Source organism: Nocardia sp. NPDC051787 (assembly GCF_040681325.1).
Classification (GTDB): Bacteria; Actinomycetota; Actinomycetes; order Mycobacteriales; family Mycobacteriaceae; genus Nocardia.
The window spans coordinates 35,481-57,840 of sequence record NZ_JBFAYO010000013.1; the positions used below are offsets into that span (position 1 = coordinate 35,481).

A 22,360-nucleotide genomic window follows, 5' to 3' on the forward strand; every position below is an offset into this window, starting at 1 on the left:
TCGGTCCCCGCCAGGAAGGTGCCGGACGCTGCAACGCACGATTAGCATTGTCCCCCCACTTATTTCATGTCAAGTGTACGCACCGCGCGCCGGGCCGAAGGGAGCAAGGCTCGATCCCCATGGCCCACAGTGGTGTTCGTGATCAGTTTAGCTCCTCGACTCACCGGTCGGTGTTCAGTTACCGCCGCCATGGGCGGGGCGGACCTGAACTGATCGGCGGTGGGGAGCCGCTGGTCTCCAGCTCTGCCACGGACACGCCGCGACCCTGGGATCGGCGATCTCGATCTGGACGAGGTCACGCGGTTGGCCGCTCGGCTGATAGCTGAACTCGGCGGCTGAACCATCGGCCTCGCCGTCCGGCTTACGTTTTGGTGCCGTCGGATTCGGTTGCGAGGCAGAAGCTACGGGATTGCATGGTGTGGCGCTGGACAACGATCAACACTGGCTGGCACGCGTTCACCCCAGTGCGTGTCATCTGTTCCATCGAATCCCCGGAGACGGCATGACCGAGTCAATCGTCCAGTTGTTCACCGACAGAACCATTTATACCAAAGAGCGCTGACGCCCTTTTCCGTGCGGGTGATCGCTCGATCAGCAGCCGACCATGTCGGGCACGACCGCGCCGACGCATCCGCACGGTCTCGCAGTGTCGGTGATCAGGGAAAATTGGAGTACATCGTGGCAGATCTCTTGCCGTTCGTGATCGCGGGAATCGTATCCGGCTCGGTCTATGGGCTGGCCGCGGTGGGTTTGGTGCTCACCTACAAGACGTCGGGAGTTTTCAACTTCGCCCACGGTGCCATGGCTACGGTGTCGGCGTACGCGTTCTACTCATTGCACGTCGTCAATGGCGTCGCCTGGCAGCTCGCCGCCGCGGTGTGTGTTCTCGGCGTCGGTCCGGCCTTGGGGTTGGCGCTGGAGTTGCTGGCCCGTGTCGTCGACCGGGCGACAGTGGAATTGCGGATCGCTGCGACGGTCGGCATTCTGCTGGTTGTCGAGGCGGGGGTGACGCTGTTCTACGGGCGGACGACGACGCGCATCGTGCCGGTCTTCCTGCCGCAGGGCGGATTCGCCGCCTTCGGTGTGCAGGTGCAGTGGTCGGATGTCACCACGTTCTGCGTCGCGGTGCTCGCGACCGCCGCGTTGTCGGCCGCGCTGCGGTTCACCCGACGTGGTATCGCAATGCGAGCGGTCGTCGGGAATGCGCCGTTGCTGGACCTGGCCGGAACCAGCCCGGTGAGCACCCGACGATGGGCCTGGTGTGTCGGCACGGGTTTGGCGTCGCTGTCCGGGGTGCTGTTCGCGCCGTTGATTCCGCTCGATCCCATGCAGCTGACGTTGCTGGTCGTCCAGGCATTCGGAGCGGCGGCTATCGGCCGATTCACCAGTCTGCCGTGGAGTTTCGGCGGTGGATTGCTCATCGGTGTGCTCGCCGCGCTGGCCACTCGCTACTTCACCACGGGGCTGGCCGCGGGGGTTCCCGCCGCATTGCCGTTCTTGGCGTTGTTCCTCGTGTTGCTGGTCATGCCGCGTCGCTACCTGTCGGACCGCGACCGGGCGGTCCGGCGGATCCGATCCGGCTGGACTGCTCCGCCGGCGTTGCAATCCGCTGGCGCGGCAGCCGTGTTGGTGGTGCTCGCGCTGGTTCCGTCGTTCGCAGGGATCCACCTGACGGATTGGACTGCGGTCCTTGCGATGACGCTCGTCTTCCTGTCGCTCGGCCTGCTGGTCCGTACGTCTGGGCAAGTCTCGCTGTGCCACGTGGCGTTCACCGCGATCGGCGCCTGCGCGTTCTCGCACTTCGCCGTCGATTGGGGGATGCCGTGGCCGCTCGCGCTCATCGGGTGCGGACTCGTGGTCGTGCCGATCGGGGCGGTGTTGTCGATTCCAGCCATTCGCCTCAGCGGCCTGTATCTGGCGTTGGCGACCTTCGGATTCGGCGTGGTGCTACAAGTGATGTTCTACTCCCAGCCCTATATGTTCGGCACGAGTGGTCTCGGCCTGAAAATGCCGCGCCCCGGCGTATTCGGGCTCGACACCGACCCGGCGTTCTACCGGCTCGTGCTGGTGCTGGCCACGGTGGGCACCCTGCTGGTAGTGGCGCTGGACAAGAGCAGGCTCGGACGATTGCTCCGGGGTCTGGCGGAATCGCCGACCGCGTTGCGAACCAACGGTGTCACGATCGAAGTCACGCGCGTTCTCGTCTTCTGCGTTTCGGCATTCCTCGCGGCGTTGGGTGGCGCACTCGCCGGAATGGCCCGCACCACCGCCTCCGCGATCGATTACCAGCCGCTGCTGTCGGTCACCTACTTCGCTGTCATCGTCATCGTGGTGGGCCGGGAGCCGTGGTATTCGCTGCTGGCCGCGGCGGCGCTGGTCCTGGTGCCGTCCTATGTCGCGGTCGCCGGGATGTCGCAGTGGCTTCAGGTCGTCTTCGGCGTCCTGGTAGTGCTTCGTGCCGCCACCGCGAGCCGCCTGGAGGTTCCCGGACCGATCCGGTCCTGGCTGGACAGCGCGTTTCGCCGCGACCGGTCATCGGCGGTCGTCGCGGCGGAAACGTCCACCGCGCAGCCCGCGACGGAGCTGGCGGTTCGCGATCTTTCGGTTCGCTTCGGCGGTGTGGTGGCCGTCGATGGCTTCTCGTTCGAGGCGCGCACCGGGCGGATCGTCGGACTCATCGGCCCTAACGGGGCGGGCAAGACCACCACGTTCGATGCCTGCACCGGGCTTGTCCAGGCCGATGGCGAGGTGCGACTGCAGAACCGGGTGATCAGCCGAGCGTCAACCGCACACCGGGCGCGGCTCGGCATCGGGCGAACGTTTCAGCGGACAGAGCTGTTCGATTCCCTTACTGTCGCCGAGAACGTCGCGATAGGAGCCGAAGGCCCACTTGCCGGGGCGAATCCACTGGCCCAATTGGTCGCGGCTCCCGAGCACTACCGCAAGACGCGCACCGCGGCGGCTTCCGCCATGGCGTTGTGCGGTATCGAATCGATCGCGCATTCTCGTGTCGGCGCACTGTCCACTGGGCAGCGAAGACTGGTCGAACTCGCCCGATGTCTTGCCGGGCCGTATCGGATCCTGTTGCTCGACGAGCCGAGCGCGGGCCTCGATCGTTCGGAGACCGCACGCTTCGGGCAGATTCTGCGCCATGCCGTCGCCGCACGCGGCGTCGGAATCATCCTGGTCGAGCATGACATGTCGCTGGTGCTCGAAATTTCCGACGAGATCTTCGTACTCGACTTCGGTCACCTGATATTCCGGGGCTCCCCGGCGCAGGTCCGGGCTTCCGAGGTGGTGCAGCACGCCTACCTCGGCGAGCCGGACACCGACGAACGCCGGCTGGAGGAACCCGTAGCATGACCCGCTCCGATTTCGTATTCGAATTGCGCTCGATCACGGCAGGTTACGGCTCCACGATCGTGCTTCACAACGTCGACTTGGCGGTTCCACCTCGGTCGGTCGTGACGTTGCTCGGGCCGAACGGCGCCGGAAAGTCGACGCTGCTGCGGGTGGCCTCGGGGCTACTCCGGGCTCGATCGGGGACTGTGTCGATCGGCGGGGCCGACCTGACCCGCGCCCGCCCTGCACGCCGTTCCCGCGCGGGCCTGTGCTTGATCCCCGAGGACCGAGGGGTGTTCGCGGACTTGACGGTCCGGGAGAACCTTCGCTTGCTGGCACCTCCGTGGCACCGAGGTGGCGCCGACGAGGCTCTCGATGTCTTCCCGGCGCTGCGAGGGAAGCTCGACCAGCGGGCAGGCTCGTTGTCCGGCGGGCAACAGCAGATGCTGGCGCTGGCGCGCGCGTGGCTGGCCGATCCGGCGGTTGTCCTGCTCGACGAGGTTTCCATGGGCCTGGCGCCGCTGGTTGTGGATCAGATCTTCACGGCGCTGCGCGAATTGCGTACCACCGGCGCGGCGATCGTGTTGGTCGAGCAGTACGTCGACCACGCCCTGACGATGGCCGACCACGTGGTGTTGCTCAGCCGCGGAACGGTCGCGTTCGCCGGACCCACCGCGGATATCGACCGAGATGCCGTGCTGCGGAGCTATCTCGGGATGGACGGGGACCGCACAGACTTGCCGGCATCGCCGGCGGGACACCCACCACCCGGAGCTGTTGCCGGGCCATGGGCGTAGCGAATATTCGGTATCCACAGAGGAGTGGAGCAATGAAGAAGAGAAGGTTTCTGTGGTGCGTGGCGCCGGTGCTGGCGGCAGCGCTCGCGCTCACGTCGTGTTCCGCCGATTCGACGAACGACGGGTCCACATCCATCGGCCCGGTAAAGGTGTCCGACGGCGGGCTCACGAGCGATCCGATTCTCATCGGATCGATCTGCAGCTGCACCGGCCCGGCCGCCGGATCGGTGGGACGCGCCGGCGACGTGCTGCAGTCGTGGGCGTCGTGGGTCAACGATCGTGGTGGAATCAATGGGCACCCGGTCAAGGTCATCTCCTATGACGACGAGCAGAATCCGACCACGGCGCTGGCCGTCGCGAAGAAGCTGGTGGAACAGGACAAGGTGGTCGCCATCGTCGGCCAAACCAGCCTGGTGAGTTCGAGCTGGCAAAGCTACGTCACCAGTAAGGGCATTCCGGTCATCGGCGGACAGCCGGTCGACGCCCCGTTCATCACCGATCCGAACTTCTTCGCCTCTGGCACCACGCTGCCGGTGCTGATGCTGGGGGAGGTCGCCCAGGCCAAGAAGGCGGGCGCGAAGACCCTCGGCGTCTTCTATTGCGCTGAGATCCCGGTCTGCGAGCAGTTGCCGCAGATGCTCGATCCGATGGCGAAACAGGCCGGTCTGGGGTTCGCGGCGGAGAAAGTCGCGATCGCCGCGCCGAACTACATCGCTCCCTGCCTGGCATTCAAGGACAAGGGTGTCGACGCCCTCTTCTCCGCTGTCTCGGTCGAGGCGATCTCGCGTATCGCGGCATCGTGCGCGCAACAAGGTTACAAACCGGTGCAGGCTCCTCTTGGCACGGCCCTCCAGAAGGGGTGGGCGAAGGACCCGAACTTCGAGGGCAGCATCTTCGCGGGCTCCAATGCGCTGTACACCGACGAATCGATCGCGGCTGTCAAGGACTTCAATGACGCCCTCGAGAAATACATTCCCGGGCTTCGGGACAGTGCGGACTTCAGCTCACCGCTGCTGTGGCCGTGGGCAGGCGGGCAGCTGTTCCTGGCTGCGGCTAAAGCCGCCAACCTCTCTCCGTCTTCGACGAGCGCGGATGTGGTCAAGGGGCTGCGGACACTGCGCGACGAGACTCTCGACGGTCTCGCTCCGCCGCTGACCTTCCCGGAAGGCAGACCGGCGTTCCCGTTGTGCTATTTCACCGGAAACACCAAAGGCGGTGCATTCCACTCCGATAACGGTGGTAAGCCGACGTGCATCGACGAGCCTACTGCCGCTGCGTTGATGAAAGCGCTCGCGCCGTCCTGATCGTCGGAACTGGCCAGGCCCCGGCTTTCAGGCCGGGGCCTGGACGACATTTCTGGATGCCCATACCGGAGTTGTAGAGCGGCTCGGATGGCGTGGGGCGCGGTGATGACGGGTTGGATTCGCGGGAACCGCTTCCTTGGAAAACGCGAAACCGGGCCGAATCGCTCTGTGAGAGAGAGTGATTCGGCCCGGTTTTCAGATCAGGAACTACGCCGTCGGCTCGAACGCTTCGGCGATGATCTCCGCCTGTTCCACCGCGTGGACCTTGCTGGACCCCGAGGAGGGGGCCGACATGGCGCGGCGGGAGATGCGGCGGAGTTTGCCGAGGCGGTCGGGGAGGACTTCCGGGAGGTTGAGGCCGAAGAAGGGCCAGGCGCCCTGGTTGGCCGGTTCCTCCTGGACCCAGACGAGGTCGGTGGCGTTCTGGTAGCCGGCGAGGGCCTCGTTCAGGCGGAACGTGGGCAGCGGGTAGAGCTGCTCGATCCGGACGATCGCCACGTCTTCGCGCTTCTGCTTGGCCTTTTCGGCGGCCAGCTCGTAGTAGAGCTTGCCGCTGGTCAGCAGGATGCGCTTGACCTTGCCGCGGTCACCGATGCCCTGCTCGTAGGCGGGTTCGTCGAAGACCGAGCGGAACTTGCTCTCGGTGAAGTCCTTCAGGTCCGAGACCACGGCCTTGTTGCGCAGCATCGACTTCGGGGTGAAGACGATCAGCGGGCGGCGGATGCCGTCCAGTGCGTGGCGGCGCAGCAGGTGGAAGTAGTTCGCCGGGGTGGACGGCACCGCGACGGTCATCGAGCCCTCCGCGCACAGCTGCAGGAAGCGCTCGATGCGGCCGGAGGTGTGGTCCGGGCCTTGGCCCTCGTGGCCGTGCGGCAGCAGCAGCACGACGTCGGACAGCTGGCCCCACTTGGCTTCACCGGAGGAGATGAACTCGTCGATGATGGACTGCGCGCCGTTGACGAAGTCACCGAACTGCGCCTCCCACAACACCAGGGCGTTGGGGTTGCCCAGGGAGTAGCCGTATTCGAAACCGACGGCGGCGAATTCGCTCAGCGCGGAGTCGTGCACCGCGAACCAACCCGGGTTCTCGCTGCCGATGTTGTGCAGCGGGGTGTACTCCTCGGCGGTCTTGCGGTCGATGATCACCGCGTGCCGCTGGGTGAACGTGCCGCGGCGGGAATCCTGACCGGTCAGGCGCACCGCGCGACCCTCGTCGATCAGCGTGCCGAACGCGAGCAGCTCGGCGAAGGCCCAGTCGACCTTGCCCTCGTAGGCCATCTCGCGGCGCTTCTCCAGCACCGGCTTGACGCGCGGGTGCACGTTGAAGCCGTCGGGCACGCCGAGGAACGCGTCGCCGATCCGCTGCAGGACGGTCTTGTCCACGGCCGTGATAACGGTCGCGGGCACCGGCTGGTCGCCCTCGACCGACTCGCTCGGCTCCGGCGAGTATTTCTCCAGCTCGCGGACCTCGTTGAACACCCGCTCCAGCTGGCCCTGGTAGTCGCGCAGCGCGTCTTCGGCCTCTTTCAGCGAGATATCGCCACGACCGATCAGGCTCTCGGTGTACGCCTTGCGGACCGAGCGCTTGGTGTCGATGACGTCGTACATGTACGGCTGGGTCATCGACGGGTCGTCGCCCTCGTTGTGGCCGCGACGGCGGTAGCAGATCATGTCGATCACGACGTCCTTGCGGAACTTCTGCTTGAAGTCGACCGCCAGACGGGCCACCCAGTCGCACGCCTCCGGGTCGTCGCCGTTGACGTGGAAGATCGGCGCGCCGATGAACTTCGCGATGTCGGTGGAGTACTCGGTGGAGCGGCTGTTCTCCGGCGCGGTGGTGAAGCCGATCTGGTTGTTCACCACGATGTGGATCGTGCCGCCGACCCGGTAGCCGCGCAGACCCGACAGGTTCAGCGTCTCGGCGACCACGCCCTGACCCGCGAACGCGGCGTCACCGTGCAGCATAAGCGGCACGACCGAGTAGCCCTCCGGGCCGTCGCCCTTGTCCAGCAGGTCCTGCTTGGCGCGCACCAGGCCCTCCAGGACCGGGTCTACCGCCTCCAGGTGCGAGGGGTTGGCGGTGAGCGAGACCTCGATCTCGTTGTCGCCGAACATCTGCAGATAGGTGCCGTGCGCGCCGAGGTGGTACTTGACGTCGCCGGAGCCGTGCGCACCGGCCGGGTTCATGTTGCCCTCGAACTCGGTGAAGATCTTCGAGTACGGCTTGCCGACGATGTTGGCCAGCACGTTGAGGCGACCGCGGTGCGGCATGCCGATGACGACCTCGTCGAGGCTGTGCTCGGCGCACTGGTCGATCACCGCGTCCATCATCGGGATGACGGCCTCGGCGCCTTCCAGCGAGAAGCGCTTCTGCCCGACGTACTTGGTCTGCAGGAAGGTCTCGAAGGCCTCCGCGGCGTTCAGCCGGTTCAGGATGTACTTCTGCTGCGCGACAGTCGGTTTCGCGTGCTTCTGCTCGACCCGGTCCTGGATCCACTGCAGCTGCTCGGGATCGAGGATGTGGGTGTACTCGACGCCGACGTGGCGGCAGTAGGCGTCGCGCAGGATGGACAGCACGTCGCGCAGCTTCATCCGCTCCTGGCCGTGGAAGCCCGCCACGTTGAACGTGCGGTCCAGATCCCACAAGGTCAGGCCGTGCTGGGTGACATCCAGGTCCGGGTGGCTGCGGAACTTGTCCTTGACCAGCCGCAGCGGATCGGTGTCGGCCATCAGGTGGCCGCGGTTGCGGTAGGCCGCGATCATCTCCAGCACACGGGCGCTCTTGTCGACGCCGCGCTCGCGGACGTCCTTGCGCCAGCGGACCGGCTCGTAGGGCACGCCGAGGCCGTGGAAGATCTCGTCGAAGAAATCGTCGGAGATCAGCAGCTGGTGGATGGTGCGCAGGAAGTCACCGGACTCCGCGCCCTGGATGATGCGGTGGTCGTAGGTGGAGGTGAGCGTCATCAGCTTGCCGACGCCCAGCTCGGCGATGCGCTCGTCGCTCATGCCCTGGAACTCGGCGGGGTACTCCATCGCGCCCGCGCCGATGATCGCGCCCTGACCGTTCATCAAGCGCGGCACCGAGTGCACCGTGCCGATGGTGCCCGGATTGGTCAGCGAGATGGTGACGCCGGAGAAGTCCTCGGCGGTCAGCTTGCCGTCGCGAGCGCGGCGGACGATGTCCTCGTAGGCGGTGTGGAACTGCCCGAACGTCATCGCCTCGCAGCCCTTGATGGCCGCGACGACGAGTGCGCGGTTGCCGTCCTTACCGGGCAGATCGATGGCGAGCCCGAGGTTGGTGTGCGCGGGGGTGACCGCGTTCGGCTTACCGTCGATCTCGGTGTAGTGCCGGTTCATGTTCGGGAACGCCTTGACCGCCTGCACGATGGCGTAGCCGAGCAGGTGGGTGAAGGAGATCTTGCCGCCCCGGGTGCGGGCGAGGTGGTTGTTGATGACCAGTCGGTTGTCGATCATCAGCTTCGCCGGGATCGCGCGCACGCTGGTCGCGGTGGGGATGCTCAGCGAGGCGGCCATGTTCTTCGCCACGGCCGCAGCGGCGCCGCGAAGCACCTTGGCCTCGTCGGTGGCGGTGTCGGCCTGTTTCGGGCCGGAGGTCGGCGCGGCGTTCGACGTGGGCGCCGGGGTGGTCTGCGGAGTGCGGGCGGTCACCGTCGCGGGCTTCGGAGCGGCCGGAGCCGGCGCTTTCGGCGCCGCGGGCGCAGGGGCTGGTGCAGGCTTGGCGGCAGCGGGCTGGGGGGCCGGGGTGACCGGAGCCGGAGCGGCGGCCTGCGCGGGCGCGGGGGCGGTCTGGCTGTTGCCGGAATCACCACCCGCCTCAGGCGTGTAGTCGGCCAGGAACTCATGCCAGCTCTCGTCGACGGAAGATGGATCCTGTTTGAACTTCTGATACATCTCGTCGACCAGCCATTGGTTCTGACCGAACTGGGAAGTTGAGCTGCTCACAGCAGGTGTTCGCCTCATTTCGTTCTTCGCGCTGCGACGTTTGTGACGTGCCCGGCACGGGGATCAGCGGATGCGCGCCGATGCGCCCTATCTGAGGATAGGCCCAGCAGCAAATCGGTGGATTCACTGACCACCCGACACCCCCGACCTCATAGGTGACGACTCGTCAGTACTCGAGAATATTCCCCCGGACTCGCGCGCCGCTGCCCACAGCCGGGCATACGGTCCGCCTGCGGCGAGCAGCTCCGCGTGGGGACCGAATTCCACGATCCGGCCGTGGTCGACCACGGCGATCCGGTCGGCGCGCGCGGCCGTGCCGAGCCGGTGCGCGACGATCACGGTGGTCCGGTCGCGGCTCAGTGATCGGCTCGCTGCCAGCACCGATGCCTCGGCGTCCGGGTCCAGCGTGGCGGTGGCTTCGTCGAGCAGCAGCAAGTCCGGGGCGACCAGTTCGGCGCGGGCGAGCGCGATCAGCTGACGCTGGCCCGCCGACAGGCCGCGGCCCCGTTCGCCGACCGGCTGGCGCATACCGAGCGGGAGGGCGGCGATCATGCCGGTCGCGCCCACCGCGGCGGCGGCCGCGGCGACCTCCTCGGCGGTCGCGAATGGTTTCCCGAATGCAATGTTGCTCGCCACGTCGCCGCTGAACAGGTGAGCTTCCTGCGGGACGATGCCGAGCCGCAAGCGGTAGTCGGCGAGGCGGTAGTCGCGGATGTCGGCGTCGTCCACCCGGATGGCACCGGGGTCCGAGCCGCGGTTGCCGTTCTGGGAGTCGGCGGCACTGTGCCGAATCGCGGACTCCGCCGGGTTCGACACTGGGCTATTCGGCTCCTTCGGATGTCCGCCGGAATGGTTCGACTCGCCCCTGGGCAGGTCATAGAGACGCGCCAGCAACTTGACGACGGTCGACTTGCCCGCGCCGGTCGGCCCGACCAGCGCCAGGGTGGAGCCCGCCGGGATGTGCAGGGAAACGCCGTCCAGGGCCGGAACCCGGCTGCCCGCGTACCGGAACCGGACGTTGTCGAAGGCGACATCGCCGCGCAGCCCCTCCGCGATCGGCACCGGATCGGCCGGATCGGCGGTGATCGAGGACGGTGTGCGCAGCAAGTTCCCGATCCGTAGCAGACCGACCCTGGCCTGCTGGTAGCTGTCGAAGACCTGGGACAGCTGCAGGATCGGACCGAACAGCAGTTGGAGATACAGCACGAACGCGACCAGCGTCCCCGCGCTGGTCGCATCGGCGGCGACCTCGCGCGCACCGAAGAACACCACCGCGGCCAGCGCCACATCGGCCCATCCGACGACGAACGCGAAGTACAGCGCGATCGCCCGCTGAGCCCGCAAACGGCTATCGCGATACCGCTGCGAATACTCCGCGAAGCGACGGGCCGCACGCGGCTCGTGCCGGTTCGCCTGCACCGCGCGCAACCCCGTCACGTTTTCCTGGAAATCGGCGTTGACCGCCGACACGTGCTCCCGCGAGACGGTGTACGCGACGGACGACACCCGCCGGAACAGCACCGTCGCGAGCGCCAGAGCGGGCACCGTCGCCAGCACGACCAGAGCCAGTGAGACATCGATCACCAGCAACGCGACCGCGATGCCGACCAGCGTCAGCAGGCCGACGAGGGTGGTGGCGACCCCCGTCTGCAGGAACGTCGACAGCGCGTCGACGTCGGTGGTCATCCGGGTCATGATCCGCCCGGACAGCTCGCGCTCGTAGTAGTCGAGCCCGAGCCGCTGCAGATGCGCGAAGCTGCGGACCCGCAAGCCGAACAGCACCCGTTCCCCGGTCCGCGCGGTCAGTGCGGTGGTCGCCGCGCCGACCACCCAGCCCGCGGCGGCGAGTACCGCGCCGAACATCGTCGCGCGGACCAGTGCCGCGGCATTGTCGCCCAGTACGCCCCCGTCGATCGCGTAGCGCACCAGTGGCGGGAACGCGATGCCGATCACCGCGTCGGCCGTCAGCAGCGCCATCACCGTCAGCACGAGCCGGCGCACCGGGCGCAGCATGCGGCGCAGCCCGAAGCGCGGATCGGGCTCGCGGAAACGCTCTACGTCCAGGCCGGGCTGCTCGGTGGCGGGTGGCAGGCGCTCGATGGTGCGGCGTAGTTCGGGGGTCTCGCTCACGTCGGCCGCCGCGCCCGCGAAGCGGCCGCTGGTGGAACGACCCGGTGGCTGACCGTGCCCGGCCCCGGACGGGGTGATGTCCGGCCCCGGGGCAACGTATCCGGCGGGCGCTGGCAGCCGGATCACACGATCGGCGTGGGCGAGCGTCGATTCGCGATGCGCCAGGATCAGCGTGGTCCGCCCGCCGCGGTCGGGCAGCGCGTCGAAGATCGCCGCTTCGGTGACCGCGTCCACCGCCGAGGTGGCATCGTCGAGCACCAGGATGCGCGGGCGCGCCAGCAATGCTCTGGCCAGCGCGATCCGCTGCCGCTGGCCTCCGGAGAGGGTCAGGCCGCGCTCGCCGACCACGGTGTCGTATCCGTCCGGCAACTCGGCGATGAACTCGTCGGCCGCGGCCTGCACGGCCGCCTGCCGGATCTCCTCGTCGGTGGCCTCCGGCCGCCCGAGCGCGATATTCGCGGCGATTGTGTCGGAGAACAGGAAGGGATCGTCGAAGACGACGCCGATGGCCGCGCGCAGGTCGGCGGCGCGCACGTCGGCGATGTCGACACCGACGGTTTCCGCCGTGAGGGTCGCGGTGCGCGCGCCATTCCGTGTGACGGTGAACTCATCCGCCGGGTCGGTGCGCAGTGGGGCGGGCGCGGCTTCGGTGAACAGCCGGATGTGGCCGGAGTCCGGTGCGTAGAACCGGGGGAGCAGCAGGGCGAGAGTGGACTTGCCCGACCCCGCGGGGCCGATGACGGCCACCGTCTCACCGGGCCGTATGCGCAGGTCCATTTCGCGCAGAACGGGCTGATCGGGATCGAAACCGAAAGTGAGCGCGTCGATCTCGATGCCGAGCGGGCCGTCCGGCAGCTCGACCGGGCGATCCGGGTCGGCGATGACCGGCGCGGTGTCGATCACCTGGAACACCCGCTCGGCCGCCGCCCTGGTCAGCTGGGCCATGACGATCACCGAGGAGAGGATGCGCGCGGTGCCGGTCATGACGGCGACGTACGCGGCGAACGCGACGAAGGTGCCGATCCCGATGCTGCCGTGCAGGGCGAGCAGTCCACCGAGCGCGATGACCGCGACCATGCCGAATTGTGGAATCGCCGCGACGGTCGGCGCGAAGCGGGCGTCGATCTTCGCGGCACGCATCCGCTCCGCGAAGAGTGTGCGGCCGTGGCGTTCCAGCAGGTCGACCATCCGGGCTTCCTGACCGAAGCCCTTCACCACCCGCACCCCGGTGACCGTCTCCTCGACGTGCTGGGCGAGGTCGGCGGCGCGCTGCTGCGCGGACCAGGTCGCCGCGTGCAGCCGCGGGCGCATTCGATAGACGACCAGGCCGATCGCGGGCACCACCAGCAGCGCGACGGCGGCCAGGGGCGGCGAGAGCCAGATCATGACCACGGCGGCGAGCACGAACTCCAGCAGCGCCATGCCCGACAGCGGCACCATCGCCATCAGGCCCTGAACCAGCTGGAGATCGGTGATCGACCGGGACACCACCTGACCGGTGCGCAGGGTGTCCTGGCCGATGCCGTCCAGCCGTTGCAGTGAACCGAGCAGATTCACCCGCAGCGCGTGCTGCACGTCCAGTGACAGCCGTCCGGCCAGCAACCTCCGCCCGAATCCGGCCGCGGATCGGCTGACGGCCAGCACCAGGAACAGGCCCGCGACGGCGCCGATCGCCGCCGTGTCACCGACACCGGCCGCGTCGATGGCCCTTTTGGTCAGCAGCGGCCCGGCCGTCTCGATGACCGCGCCGCCGAGCACCGCCGCCGCGATCCCGGCGAGCACCGCGCGGTGCGGCCGGCACTCGGCCCACAGCCTGCGTATCCATCCTGGTCTGCCGCCCCCGTCCACCACGCCCGCTCGCCCCCTTCGTCGTACCGCGTTCTTCATCGACGGTACCGACGCCCACCGACAGGCCGTTGTTCCCGGCGTGGGTCACAGGTCGCGGGTGCGCAGGCTCCACCAGCTCGCGGCGCCGAGGCCGATGGTCCACAGCAGCAGGACCACGACGGCGGCCGGGGTGGGGGCGAGGAAATCGCTGTCCGGGAAGGAACCGACGGCGATCGTGCCGACGGTCGCGGATACGGGCAGCACGGTCACGACGCCCGGGATGCCGAGACCGCGGCTGACGAGCCACAGCAGGGGCTCGGCGAGCCCGATCCAGCCGAGCAACAGCGCCACCGACTTGGCGGAGGAGCGCGCCAGGATGCCCGCGCTCGCGCCGATCAGCGACCAGCAGACCGCGGCGAGCAGCCCGCCGCCGAGCACGGCGAACAGTTCGCCGGTTACTGCGATCTTGTCGCGACCCGCGCCGAAGAGGCCGCCGAGCGAGACCAGTTCCACGGCCACCCCCGCCGCCACCGCGCAACACCCGATGACCAGGAACTTCGCGGCGGCCAGCCGATCGCGGTCGGCGGTGAACAGCACGTTCACCGGCATCGTGTGGTACCGGTACTCGGTGCCGGTGCCCACCGCGCCGAAGACGGCGGCCGCCAGCGCGACCACGCCGAGACCGAGGTAGAGCCCGATCGTCGCCGCGCCGGTGGCGGGCTCGCCACGCGGGTCCGGCGGTCCGGCCAGGCCCGCCGATGCGATGCTCGCGATCAGCGCGATCGCGAGTACGGCGCCCGCGAGCATCTGGCCGCGCGGCATCGTGACGACCTTGCGGATCTCGGAGTTGACGGTCGGCACCAGGTCCGCGGGCAGGATAGCGATCATCGTGGGATTCCGTAGGGCAGCGGAGACGGTTGCTGGGTGCGCGGCGCGGTGAGGCCGGGATAGTGCGGCGCCGGCGCCGCGGTGGGTTTGGTCAGCGACGCGAGCACCCGGTCGGGGTGAATGGGGTCGGAGACGATGCTGTCGATCCGCACTTTCGCCGCGGTGGCGGCCGCTCTGATCTGCGCTTCGGTGGCCTCCGCGACGGCGAGGCGGCCATCCGGGCGGATCACCGCGTCGGTAAATCCTTGTGCCGCAAGCATGGTCGCCAGCGCGATGGGCGGGGAGGCGGCGACGACCAGCCGGTCCGGATGTCCGCGCCGCAGCCGAGCCGGGCTACCCTGGTACACCACCGTGCCCTCGTTCAGCACGACCAGGTGGTCCGCTCCGGGCAGCACGGCGGCGAGGCTCTCGCTGGACAGCAGGGCGCTGCCGCCCCGGCGGGTGTGCCTGCGCAGGAATTCCTGCAACCAGCCGCGTTCTGCGGCGTCGAGCCCGTCCATCGGATCGTCGAGCACCAGCAGCGAGGGGTCGCCGAGCAGCGCGGTGGCCAGCGCGAGCCTGGTCTGCTGCCCGATCGACAGGTTGCCGATCTTGGTCGCGGCGTACTCGTCCAGCCCTACGAGCTCGAGTACCTCGCCCACCCGCGCGTCCACGAGGCCCGCCGCGGCCGCGTAGATCAGCAGGTGCTCCCGCGCTGTCCGAGCCGGATGCAGCCCGCGTGGCGCGAGCACGGCGCCGACCACCCGCGCGGAACTCCCGGCGTCGGGCCGGGCCGAGCCGGGTCCGCCCACGGACGTGGTGCCGGAAGTGGGGGCGCCGAGGCCGAGCAGCACCCGCAGGATGGTGGTCTTGCCTGCCCCTCGCGGACCCACCAGCGCCGCTGTGGCGCCGGAGGGCACGGTGAAGCTGACGTCCGTCACTGCGGTCGCGAGGTCGTACCGCTTGGTCAATCCCCGGACCGCGAACGCGACCGGACGGCTCCCGCTCATCGTGGGGTGGCCGGAGGTTGCGGCTTGGCCGGGTCGATCGCGGTGAGCGGATCGGCGTCGATGATCAGGTGCCGGTCGGCGGGCCACGTGCCGGGCGGCGGTCCGAATGCCTTGCGCGCGTTGGTGATCGTGGCCTTGCCGAGCGCGCGGTTGCCCGCGCCGCCGATCACGGCGCCGACGCCTGCTGGCAGCACCTTGCCCGCCATCAGCGCGGCGCGCTTGGTGATGAACCGGACGATGAACCGCTTCAGCAGCGAATCATTCATGCTCGACAGCCCGGGAATCCGGTTGGCGAACACCGTGCCCCAGTTCTTCGCGGAGCTGCCGACGGTCTTCTGCACGATCTCCATGCCGCTCTCGCCCAGCACCACGGCCAGCACCAATGCCCTGCGCTGCTCCTGATCCTGCGGCGAAATGCCGTGCACCGCGGCCACCGCGAGAGTGAATACCGCCGACGCCTCCATGAAGAAGGTTGTTTCCGCGCTCACCGCGGCGACCGCGGCGATGGTGCCGACGCCGGGGAGCGCGGCGGTCGCGCCAACCGCGCTGCCGCTACCGGTCACCGCGAGCAGGTACTGCTTCTCCAAGCGCTCGATGATCTGCGCGGGGTTTTCGTCGGGATGGGAGCGCCTGATCCGGTCCACGTACTTGGCGACCGCGGGCGCTTGCAGGCGTGACCCGGTATCGAGCAGCTCGACCACCGTTTTCTCGAACGCACCTTTGAGCATCGGCGGCATCCTCCTCTTCCGGTCTGCTGGGTTGAACTGTATGGCACCGGTTGCCGTCAGCTCGTCATGACAACGAAGTACCCAGGCGGATCGGTTCCACCAGTCGGCTGCCTATGCCTCTGGGCTACCGGCGGACATGGCCGGGCAACGTCAGGCGGGCGCCTGAACCGCCGGTACGCGTTCGGCCAATGGTGGAGGGGGCGGCGGGGTTCCGTCGCCGAACGGTGTGCCGCCGAGGGCTTCTCTGCCGTGCGGCGTCGACCAGTTGGCCAGGTCGGGACCCTTCGGCACGATTCCGGTGGGGTTGATGTCCCGGTGCACCACGTAGTAGTGCGTCTTGATCTGCCCGAAGTCGATGGTGTCGCCGAAGCCGGGGGTCTGATACAGATCGCGCGCGTACGCCCACAGCACCGGCATCTCGGTGAGTTTGGACCGGTTGCACTTGAAGTGCCCGTGGTACACGGCGTCGAAGCGGACCAGCGTTGTAAATAGCCGTATGTCCGCTTCGGTTATCATGTCGCCGACCAGATACCGTTGCGCCGCAAGGCGTTCCGAGAGCCAGTCCAGGCGGTTGAAGAGCCGGTCATGGGCGGCGTCGTAGGCGTCCTGCGCGCCGGCAAACCCGCACCGGTAGACGCCGTTGTTGACGTCGCGGAACACGACGAGGTTCACCTCGTCGATCTCCGCGCGCAGCGGTTCGGGGTACAGCAGCGGCGCGCCGGGCCGGTGGTAGTCGGTCCACTCGGTGGAGAAGTCCACCGTGATCCGTGCGTAGTCGTTGGTGACGACCTGCCCGGTCGGCACGTCGACGATGGCGGGCACGGTGATGCCCCGCGGGTAGTCCGGGAATCGGGCCAGGTAGGCGTCGCGCAACCGGGGGATGCCGAGCACCGGGTCGACGCCGCCCGGGTCCAAGTCGAAGGTCCAGCTGAGTTTGTCGTGCGTGGGACCGCACAGACCGAGCGAGAGCACCTGCTCGAGCCCGAGCAGACGCCGCACGATCAGTGTCCGGTTCGCCCACGGGCAGGCCCGTGCCGCGACGAGCCGGTAGCGCCCCGGCTCGACCGGATAGCCGTCCCGGCCGTCGGCCGTGATCCGGGTGGTGATGTAGTTCGTGTCCCTCTTGAACTCGCCGGGCTCGACGTAGGAACCGCGCTCGCTAGCCGACTTGGTCACCTTGACAGTTTCGCAGATCGAACCCCTGGTGGGCGCTGTCGGACGTAGTCCGTCCTCAGCTCGCGGACGGCCGGAGCGAAGGCCAGGGGGTACGCAGAATGGGCGCTGCCGGACGTAGTCCGTCCTCAGACCGCGCACGGCCGGAGCGAAGGTGGAGGTACGCCTAGGCTGGCCGGATGAGTGAAACGAAGGCCACCCGCCTGGAACGCGACCGCACAGACGCCGGCGCCGAGGTGGCGACCCTCACCCTCGCCCATCCGCCGCTGAACCTGTTCGATCGGGCGATGCTGGGCGCGCTGATCGCCGATATCGCCGAGTTGTCCGCGCGACCGCCGCGCGCGGTGCTGCTGCGCGCCGAGGGCAAGGTGGTGTCCGGCGGCGTGGACGTGCACGTGTTCGACGGCCTGACCGTCGAGCAGGGCGCCGAGTTGTGGCAAACGCTGTTCGCGCAGATCATCCACCCGCTGGAGGCGCTGCCGTGCCCGGTGGTGTTCGTCGCGCACGGGCTGACCCTGACCGCGGCCTTCGAGATCGCGCTCGCCTGCGACATCCTGCTCGCGGCACCGAAGGCGAAGTTCGGGTTGGTGGAGACCGTGGTCGGGCTTACCCCGTCGATGGGCGGCCCGCAGCGTCTCGCCGAGCGCGCCGGGTCGGGACGGGCTCGCGAGTTCGTGATGACCGGCGACCTCTACGACGCGGCGACGATGGCCGAGTGGGGTGTGGTGAACGCGGTGCACGACGACGTCGACGCGGCGGCCCGGCAGCTGACCCACCGCCTGGCCGACGGCCCGACGAAGGCGCACGCGGCGACCAAGCGGATCATTGAGGCGTGGCGTTCCGGCGGTGTGGCACATGCGGATTCGGTGACACCGGAGGTATCCGGCGCCCTGTTCGGCACCGACGATCTCCAAGGCGCCGTGCGCAGTTTTCTCGAGGTGGGTCCGGGCAAGGCCGGCTACGCCGGCCGGTGACAGGTCGGACACGTTCGTCGCCTATCCCAGCGAGATTGTGACCCGAGTCATATAGTCGCAGTGCCTGCTCACTCGAGGCACGCGGAGGACGAATGTCGCAGTTTCTCGTCGAATACCCCCTGACCGGCCCGCATGTCTGGGACAACCCGCTAGCCCGAGGCGCCGACGGGGTGCTGCGCTACGGAAACCTCACCCCGGCGCTGACCGAGCTACTGGATCTGCAGGTCCACGCGTTTTCCACCCGCGAGGCAGTGGTAGAGATCGGCGGCCCGCGCCTGAGCTATCGGGAGCTGTGGCACTCCGCCTCCCGGATCGCCGGCGGCTTGCAGGAGCACGGGATCGGCTACGGCGATCGGGTCGCCATCCACATGCCCTCGGGCGCGCGCTGGGTGCAGGCCTTCCTCGGCGCTCTGCTCAGCGGCGCGGTGCCGGTGCTGGTGCACGACGGCTTGCCCGAGGCGGTGGCCGAGCGCGTGATCATCGACAGCCGTGCCGATTTCGTGCTCGGCCGTCCAGGAGGCGAGACCGAACTGCCCGACGGCGCCGCGTTCATCGATGACGGCGCGGCGCTGAGTGATCTGGCGCTGCTGTGCTACACGAGCGGCACCTGCACGCCCAAGGGCGTGGAGCTGACCAACGAGAACCTGCTCTCCGCGGTGCGCTCCATGGTCGCCGCGCTGGATCTGCCGACCGATGGCCTGCGCAATCTGGTGCTGCTGCCGTTGGCGCACGCCAGCGGCTGTGTCGATCAGCTTCTGCCGACCTTCGCGGTCGGCGGCACGGTCGTGCTCGCCAGGGACAGTCGCGGCATGGCCGAGGCCATCGCGGCCGAGCGCATCGACATGGTCTCCGCGACGCCGCGGATCTTCGCGGGCCTGGTGCCCGAGCTGGCCGAGCTGCGCGCCGAGGGGCTGTGCACCGAGGGCGTCGCGCGGATCAGCAAAGCCGGTCACCGTGCCGAACGCGTCGTGGTGCCGGCCACCCCGGTCGACCTCACGACCGAACTGCGCAGTGTGTTCCCGGCCGCGCGGCAGTGGTCGGTCTGGGGTGCGACCGAGACCAGCGGCATCGGCCTCGCGGTGGACGACGCCGAGCAGGCGGCGGACCCGTCGGCCGCGGACGCCGTGCTCGGATTCCCTTTCGGCGGTACCGAATTGGCGCTGTGGGGGCCGAAGGCGACAGCGGGGCACGGGGAACTGCTGTGCCGCGGGCCGAACGTCACGCCACGCTACTGGGACGACCCGACCACCACCGCGGCGCGGTTCACCGGAACCTGGTTCCACACCGGCGATCAGGTGACGATCGACGCCGACGGCTTGGTGCGCCGGGAAGCGGTGCCCGCCGAGTGATTGCGGCTCACTCCAGCATGCGCGTGCGCATGCGCGCGAGCAGATCGGGCGTCAGGCCGGCGGCCGCGAGATAGCCGCGCAGATCGCCGTGCAGTTCCCGCATCGAGACCGTGGCGATGTCCAGGTATTCCTCGCGCACGCCGAGCAGGTCTACCGAAAGCTCCTCGCCGCCCAGCAGTTTCGTCGTCATCAAGGAGCGCAGCGCGGGGACGGCCCCGTTGCTCTCCAGGTAGTCGGCCCGCACATCGGCTTCGGTGACGCCGACCGCGCGCAGCAGTGTGGCGACGGCCCAGCCGGTGCGGTCCTTGCCCGCAGCACAGTGCACAAGCACGGCGCCGGTGCCGCGCACGATGGATTCGGCGAGCGCTGCGATGGCGGCGTGCGCCTCGGGCAGCGCGGGGAACATCCGGTAGACCTCGAGCATGTGTGTGTAGGCGGTCCGCGCGGTGGCCTCGTGCGGCGGTGCCTCGCCCATTCTGGAGTCGAACGGGGTGACAACCAGCCGGACGTCCGCGGGCAGCCGGTCGGCGCCGATGTGCTCGATCTCGCGGTGTCCGCGCAGGTCGTGCACGTCAGTGACGCGCAGTTCGCGCAGCGCGGCATGGCCGGCCTCGTCGAGTCCGCTCAGTTGGGCCGAGCGCAGCAGTACCCCGGGGCGGACCTTCGAGCCGTCGTCGGTGCGCAGGCCGCCGGTATCCCGGAAGTTGAAGGTGCCGGAGAGAAAGTACTGGTCGGCAGGGGGCGAGTCGGCAGGGGGCGAGAGAGTCACCGATCCAGGTTATCGGCCCCACGGAACGAAAGGATGTCGGTCGCGGATCGAACCCCACACGATAGGCTGACCGATTTGTGCGGGTTGGACTGTGAGATGCGTCACGAGATTTTGGGCACCGGAGGTCCGAACCGTACTCTTGTCTACGGTGTGCGGGCCGGTGGGAGAGATTGAGATCCACCGTCGTAGCGGGAATTCCGGGCGACACGGCGTGATCGCATAGCCGTCGCGGTTGGGTAACAAAACATTCTTTCAGTCTGAAAATACCCAATGAACCCGTTTCTAAACCAGGAAAAACCTCTAACATTGATGAACGTTGGACCGGGCAGCGTGGGGTTTTCCAGAAGTTGCCCGCCATGTTCAGCGAGTCGTGCCGACCGAGGTGCGCGAGTTCTTTCGCCGAGGGAGTCGTCGTTGAGCGCAGGTGGAGAAGTAATAACGAAGGACCGGCTACGGCCTGCCATACGCGCGGCGGTCGAAGAGGCAGCGGCCACGCTCGATTACACCGGGGTTCGCGCGCTGCGGGTGCTGCTGCATGCCGGGGTCAGCGCGTACTGGCCGTTGATCACAGAGGCGCCGACCAAGCACATCGAAGCATATGAGGCGGCAGTCCAGCTGCTGCGCGCCCGCTGGGACATGGGGACCGATCGAGTTGCCGACCCGACCGCGTCGGCTGCCTACCAGGGGATGGAAACCGAGGTAGCCGCGTTCCTCGAGCTCTGCGCCGAGCGGTCGGGCACGCAATGGCTCGAACCGGTGGAGTCGATCTCGGCCTATGTCGTCTCGCTCGTCCGGGGCGCCATTCTGCGCTGGCTGGCCGACTGCAACGACGAGGCCATGCTGGTGGTGCTGGACGACCTGGTCGGCGCCATGGCCGCGAAAGGTATTGATCGCTAGCGCGCCGGAAATACTGGACGATCGACCAGTTTGATGGTTGAGTTGTCCTGGTGACCGAGACGTCGCCGATCGCGGGCCTGCACGCGGCCACCGCCGAGCTGGACCCGCCCCTGGCCGCCCTCGACGTGGCCGTCCTGCGCGCCAACGCCGCCGACTTGGTGCGTCGCGCGGGTGGTGTTCGGGTGCGTGTAGCCAGCAAATCCGTGCGCTGTCGCGTCGTTCTCGCCGAAGTCCTCGGCGCCGATCTCACCGCCGCGGGCGGTTTCGCGGGCATCATGTCCTATTCCCTGCGTGAGGCCATCTGGCTGGTGCGTCAGGGGGCGCGCGACGTCCTGCTCGGCTATCCGACGGTGGACCGCGCCGCGCTGGCGGAGCTGGCCGCCGACGACATCCTGCTGCGATCGATCACGCTCATGATCGATGACACCGCCCAACTCGACCTGACCCGTGCCGCCCTCGGCACCGACCGGGTACGCCCCAGGGTCTGCCTGGATGTGGACGCCTCCCTGCGCATCGGCCCGCTGCACCTCGGTGTCCGCCGGTCCCCGGTGCGCAAGCCACAGGAGGCGGCCACCTTGGCAAGCGACGCGCTGCGCCGTGGTTTCGACGTGGTGGGCGTGATGACCTACGAGGCGCAGATCGCCGGGCTGCCCGACGCGAATGCCGCGGTGCGCCTGGTGAAGCGGGCGTCGGCGGCGGAGATCGCCAAGCGGCGTGCGAAGGTGCTCGACGCGGTCCGCTCGGTGACCGGCAAGCTGGAGATCGTCAACAGCGGCGGCACCGGATCCATCGAAGTCAGCGTCGCCGACCCGGACGTGACCGAGGTGACCGCCGGATCGGGCCTGTACGTGCCGACGCTGTTCGACCACTACCGATCGTTCACCCCTAGGCCCGCCCTATATTTCGCCACCTCCGTACTGCGGCGGCCCACGCGCAAGATCGCCACCGTCTTCGCGGGCGGCTACATCGCCTCCGGCCCGGCGGGGCCGTCCCGGGTGCCGAAACCCGTGTGGCCCAGCGGACTGAAGCTGCTCGGCACCGAAGGAGCGGGGGAGGTGCAGACACCGCTGGCGGGCGCGGCGGAACTGCGGATCGGCGATCGGGTGTGGTTCCGGCATGCGAAGGCCGGTGAACTGTGCGAGCGGTTCGACACGCTCCATCTCGTCGACGCCGACGGCTCCCGCGTCTCCGTGCCGACCTATCGCGGCGAGGGAGTCTGCTTCGGCTGAC

14 protein-coding genes are annotated in these 22,360 nt (G+C 68.5%); 7 read left to right on the top strand and 7 right to left on the bottom strand.

Annotated elements, in window-relative coordinates:
• Positions 1–678 precede the first annotated feature (678 nt).
• From AB0M45_RS15940 to AB0M45_RS15950, 3 genes are read left to right on the top strand one after another with little or no spacing between them, the layout of a single operon-like run.
• On the top strand, positions 679–3,363 hold the full coding sequence (locus AB0M45_RS15940) for a branched-chain amino acid ABC transporter permease/ATP-binding protein (RefSeq protein ID WP_364328639.1): 2,685 nt from the start codon (positions 679–681) through the stop codon (positions 3,361–3,363).
• Positions 3,360–4,139, top strand: a complete 780-nt coding sequence (locus AB0M45_RS15945; RefSeq protein ID WP_364328642.1) for an ABC transporter ATP-binding protein — start codon at positions 3,360–3,362, stop codon at positions 4,137–4,139. The genes AB0M45_RS15940 and AB0M45_RS15945 overlap by 4 nt, the downstream gene beginning before the upstream one ends.
• Before the next feature lie 32 nt (positions 4,140–4,171).
• Entirely contained in the window at positions 4,172–5,443 is a 1,272-nt protein-coding gene (locus tag AB0M45_RS15950) for an ABC transporter substrate-binding protein (protein WP_364328645.1), read from the top strand.
• A gap of 207 nt (positions 5,444–5,650) precedes the next feature.
• Here AB0M45_RS15950 and AB0M45_RS15955 read toward each other — a convergent pair whose 3' ends face one another.
• The 6 genes from AB0M45_RS15955 to AB0M45_RS15980 form a co-directional block, all read right to left on the bottom strand.
• Complete coding sequence (locus AB0M45_RS15955; protein ID WP_364328648.1) at positions 5,651–9,424, bottom strand: multifunctional oxoglutarate decarboxylase/oxoglutarate dehydrogenase thiamine pyrophosphate-binding subunit/dihydrolipoyllysine-residue succinyltransferase subunit; 3,774 nt, start codon at positions 9,422–9,424, stop codon at positions 5,651–5,653.
• A gap of 105 nt (positions 9,425–9,529) precedes the next feature.
• Positions 9,530–13,423, bottom strand: a complete 3,894-nt coding sequence (locus tag AB0M45_RS15960; protein WP_364328651.1) for an ABC transporter ATP-binding protein — start codon at positions 13,421–13,423, stop codon at positions 9,530–9,532.
• Between the two features lie 45 nt (positions 13,424–13,468).
• Positions 13,469–14,251 carry an ABC transporter permease gene (locus AB0M45_RS15965; protein ID WP_364328653.1) on the bottom strand — a complete coding sequence of 261 codons (783 nt, stop codon included), beginning with the start codon at positions 14,249–14,251 and terminating at the stop codon, positions 13,469–13,471.
• Positions 14,248–15,240 carry an ATP-binding cassette domain-containing protein gene (locus tag AB0M45_RS15970; RefSeq protein WP_364328655.1) on the bottom strand — a complete coding sequence of 331 codons (993 nt, stop codon included), beginning with the start codon at positions 15,238–15,240 and terminating at the stop codon, positions 14,248–14,250. The genes AB0M45_RS15965 and AB0M45_RS15970 overlap by 4 nt, the downstream gene beginning before the upstream one ends.
• Positions 15,237–15,968, bottom strand: coding sequence for a hypothetical protein (locus tag AB0M45_RS15975; protein WP_364328658.1), 732 nt, complete (start codon positions 15,966–15,968; stop codon positions 15,237–15,239). The genes AB0M45_RS15970 and AB0M45_RS15975 overlap by 4 nt, the downstream gene beginning before the upstream one ends.
• A 150-nt stretch (positions 15,969–16,118) precedes the next feature.
• A complete protein-coding gene (locus AB0M45_RS15980; RefSeq protein WP_364328661.1) occupies positions 16,119–17,144 on the bottom strand; it encodes a glutathione S-transferase C-terminal domain-containing protein in 1,026 nt (341 codons plus the stop codon).
• Between the two features lie 176 nt (positions 17,145–17,320).
• On the opposite strand from AB0M45_RS15980, the gene AB0M45_RS15985 reads away from it, so the two are divergent.
• Entirely contained in the window at positions 17,321–18,115 is a 795-nt protein-coding gene (locus AB0M45_RS15985; RefSeq protein WP_364328664.1) for an enoyl-CoA hydratase/isomerase family protein, read from the top strand.
• Positions 18,116–18,207: 92 nt separating this feature from the next.
• Complete coding sequence (locus tag AB0M45_RS15990; RefSeq protein WP_364328667.1) at positions 18,208–19,464, top strand: AMP-binding protein; 1,257 nt, start codon at positions 18,208–18,210, stop codon at positions 19,462–19,464.
• 7 nt (positions 19,465–19,471) lie between these two features.
• On the opposite strand, the gene AB0M45_RS15995 is transcribed toward AB0M45_RS15990, so the two are convergent.
• Positions 19,472–20,233 (bottom strand): tyrosine-protein phosphatase, encoded by a 762-nt coding sequence (locus tag AB0M45_RS15995; protein ID WP_364328671.1) that lies wholly within the window; start codon positions 20,231–20,233, stop codon positions 19,472–19,474.
• 414 nt (positions 20,234–20,647) lie between these two features.
• On the opposite strand from AB0M45_RS15995, the gene AB0M45_RS16000 reads away from it, so the two are divergent.
• Together AB0M45_RS16000 and AB0M45_RS16005 are read left to right on the top strand one after the other, a co-directional pair.
• Positions 20,648–21,130, top strand: a complete 483-nt coding sequence (locus tag AB0M45_RS16000; RefSeq protein WP_364328674.1) for a TetR family transcriptional regulator — start codon at positions 20,648–20,650, stop codon at positions 21,128–21,130.
• Between the two features lie 50 nt (positions 21,131–21,180).
• On the top strand, positions 21,181–22,359 hold the full coding sequence (locus tag AB0M45_RS16005; protein WP_364328677.1) for an alanine racemase: 1,179 nt from the start codon (positions 21,181–21,183) through the stop codon (positions 22,357–22,359).
• Position 22,360 lies beyond the last annotated feature (1 nt).

Bases quoted from the DNA above. Each gene is read 5' to 3' on its own strand.
- AB0M45_RS15945 (WP_364328642.1), top strand. From the start codon at position 3,360: ATGACCCGCTCCGATTTCGTATTCGAATTGCGCTCGATCACGGCAGGT.
- AB0M45_RS15950 (WP_364328645.1), top strand. From the start codon at position 4,172: ATGAAGAAGAGAAGGTTTCTGTGGTGCGTGGCGCCGGTGCTGGCGGCA.
- AB0M45_RS15955 (WP_364328648.1), bottom strand. From the start codon at position 9,424: ATGAGGCGAACACCTGCTGTGAGCAGCTCAACTTCCCAGTTCGGTCAG.
- AB0M45_RS15960 (WP_364328651.1), bottom strand. From the start codon at position 13,423: ATGAAGAACGCGGTACGACGAAGGGGGCGAGCGGGCGTGGTGGACGGG.
- AB0M45_RS15965 (WP_364328653.1), bottom strand. From the start codon at position 14,251: ATGATCGCTATCCTGCCCGCGGACCTGGTGCCGACCGTCAACTCCGAG.
- AB0M45_RS15970 (WP_364328655.1), bottom strand. From the start codon at position 15,240: ATGAGCGGGAGCCGTCCGGTCGCGTTCGCGGTCCGGGGATTGACCAAG.
- AB0M45_RS15975 (WP_364328658.1), bottom strand. From the start codon at position 15,968: ATGCTCAAAGGTGCGTTCGAGAAAACGGTGGTCGAGCTGCTCGATACC.
- AB0M45_RS15985 (WP_364328664.1), top strand. From the start codon at position 17,321: ATGAGTGAAACGAAGGCCACCCGCCTGGAACGCGACCGCACAGACGCC.
- AB0M45_RS15990 (WP_364328667.1), top strand. From the start codon at position 18,208: ATGTCGCAGTTTCTCGTCGAATACCCCCTGACCGGCCCGCATGTCTGG.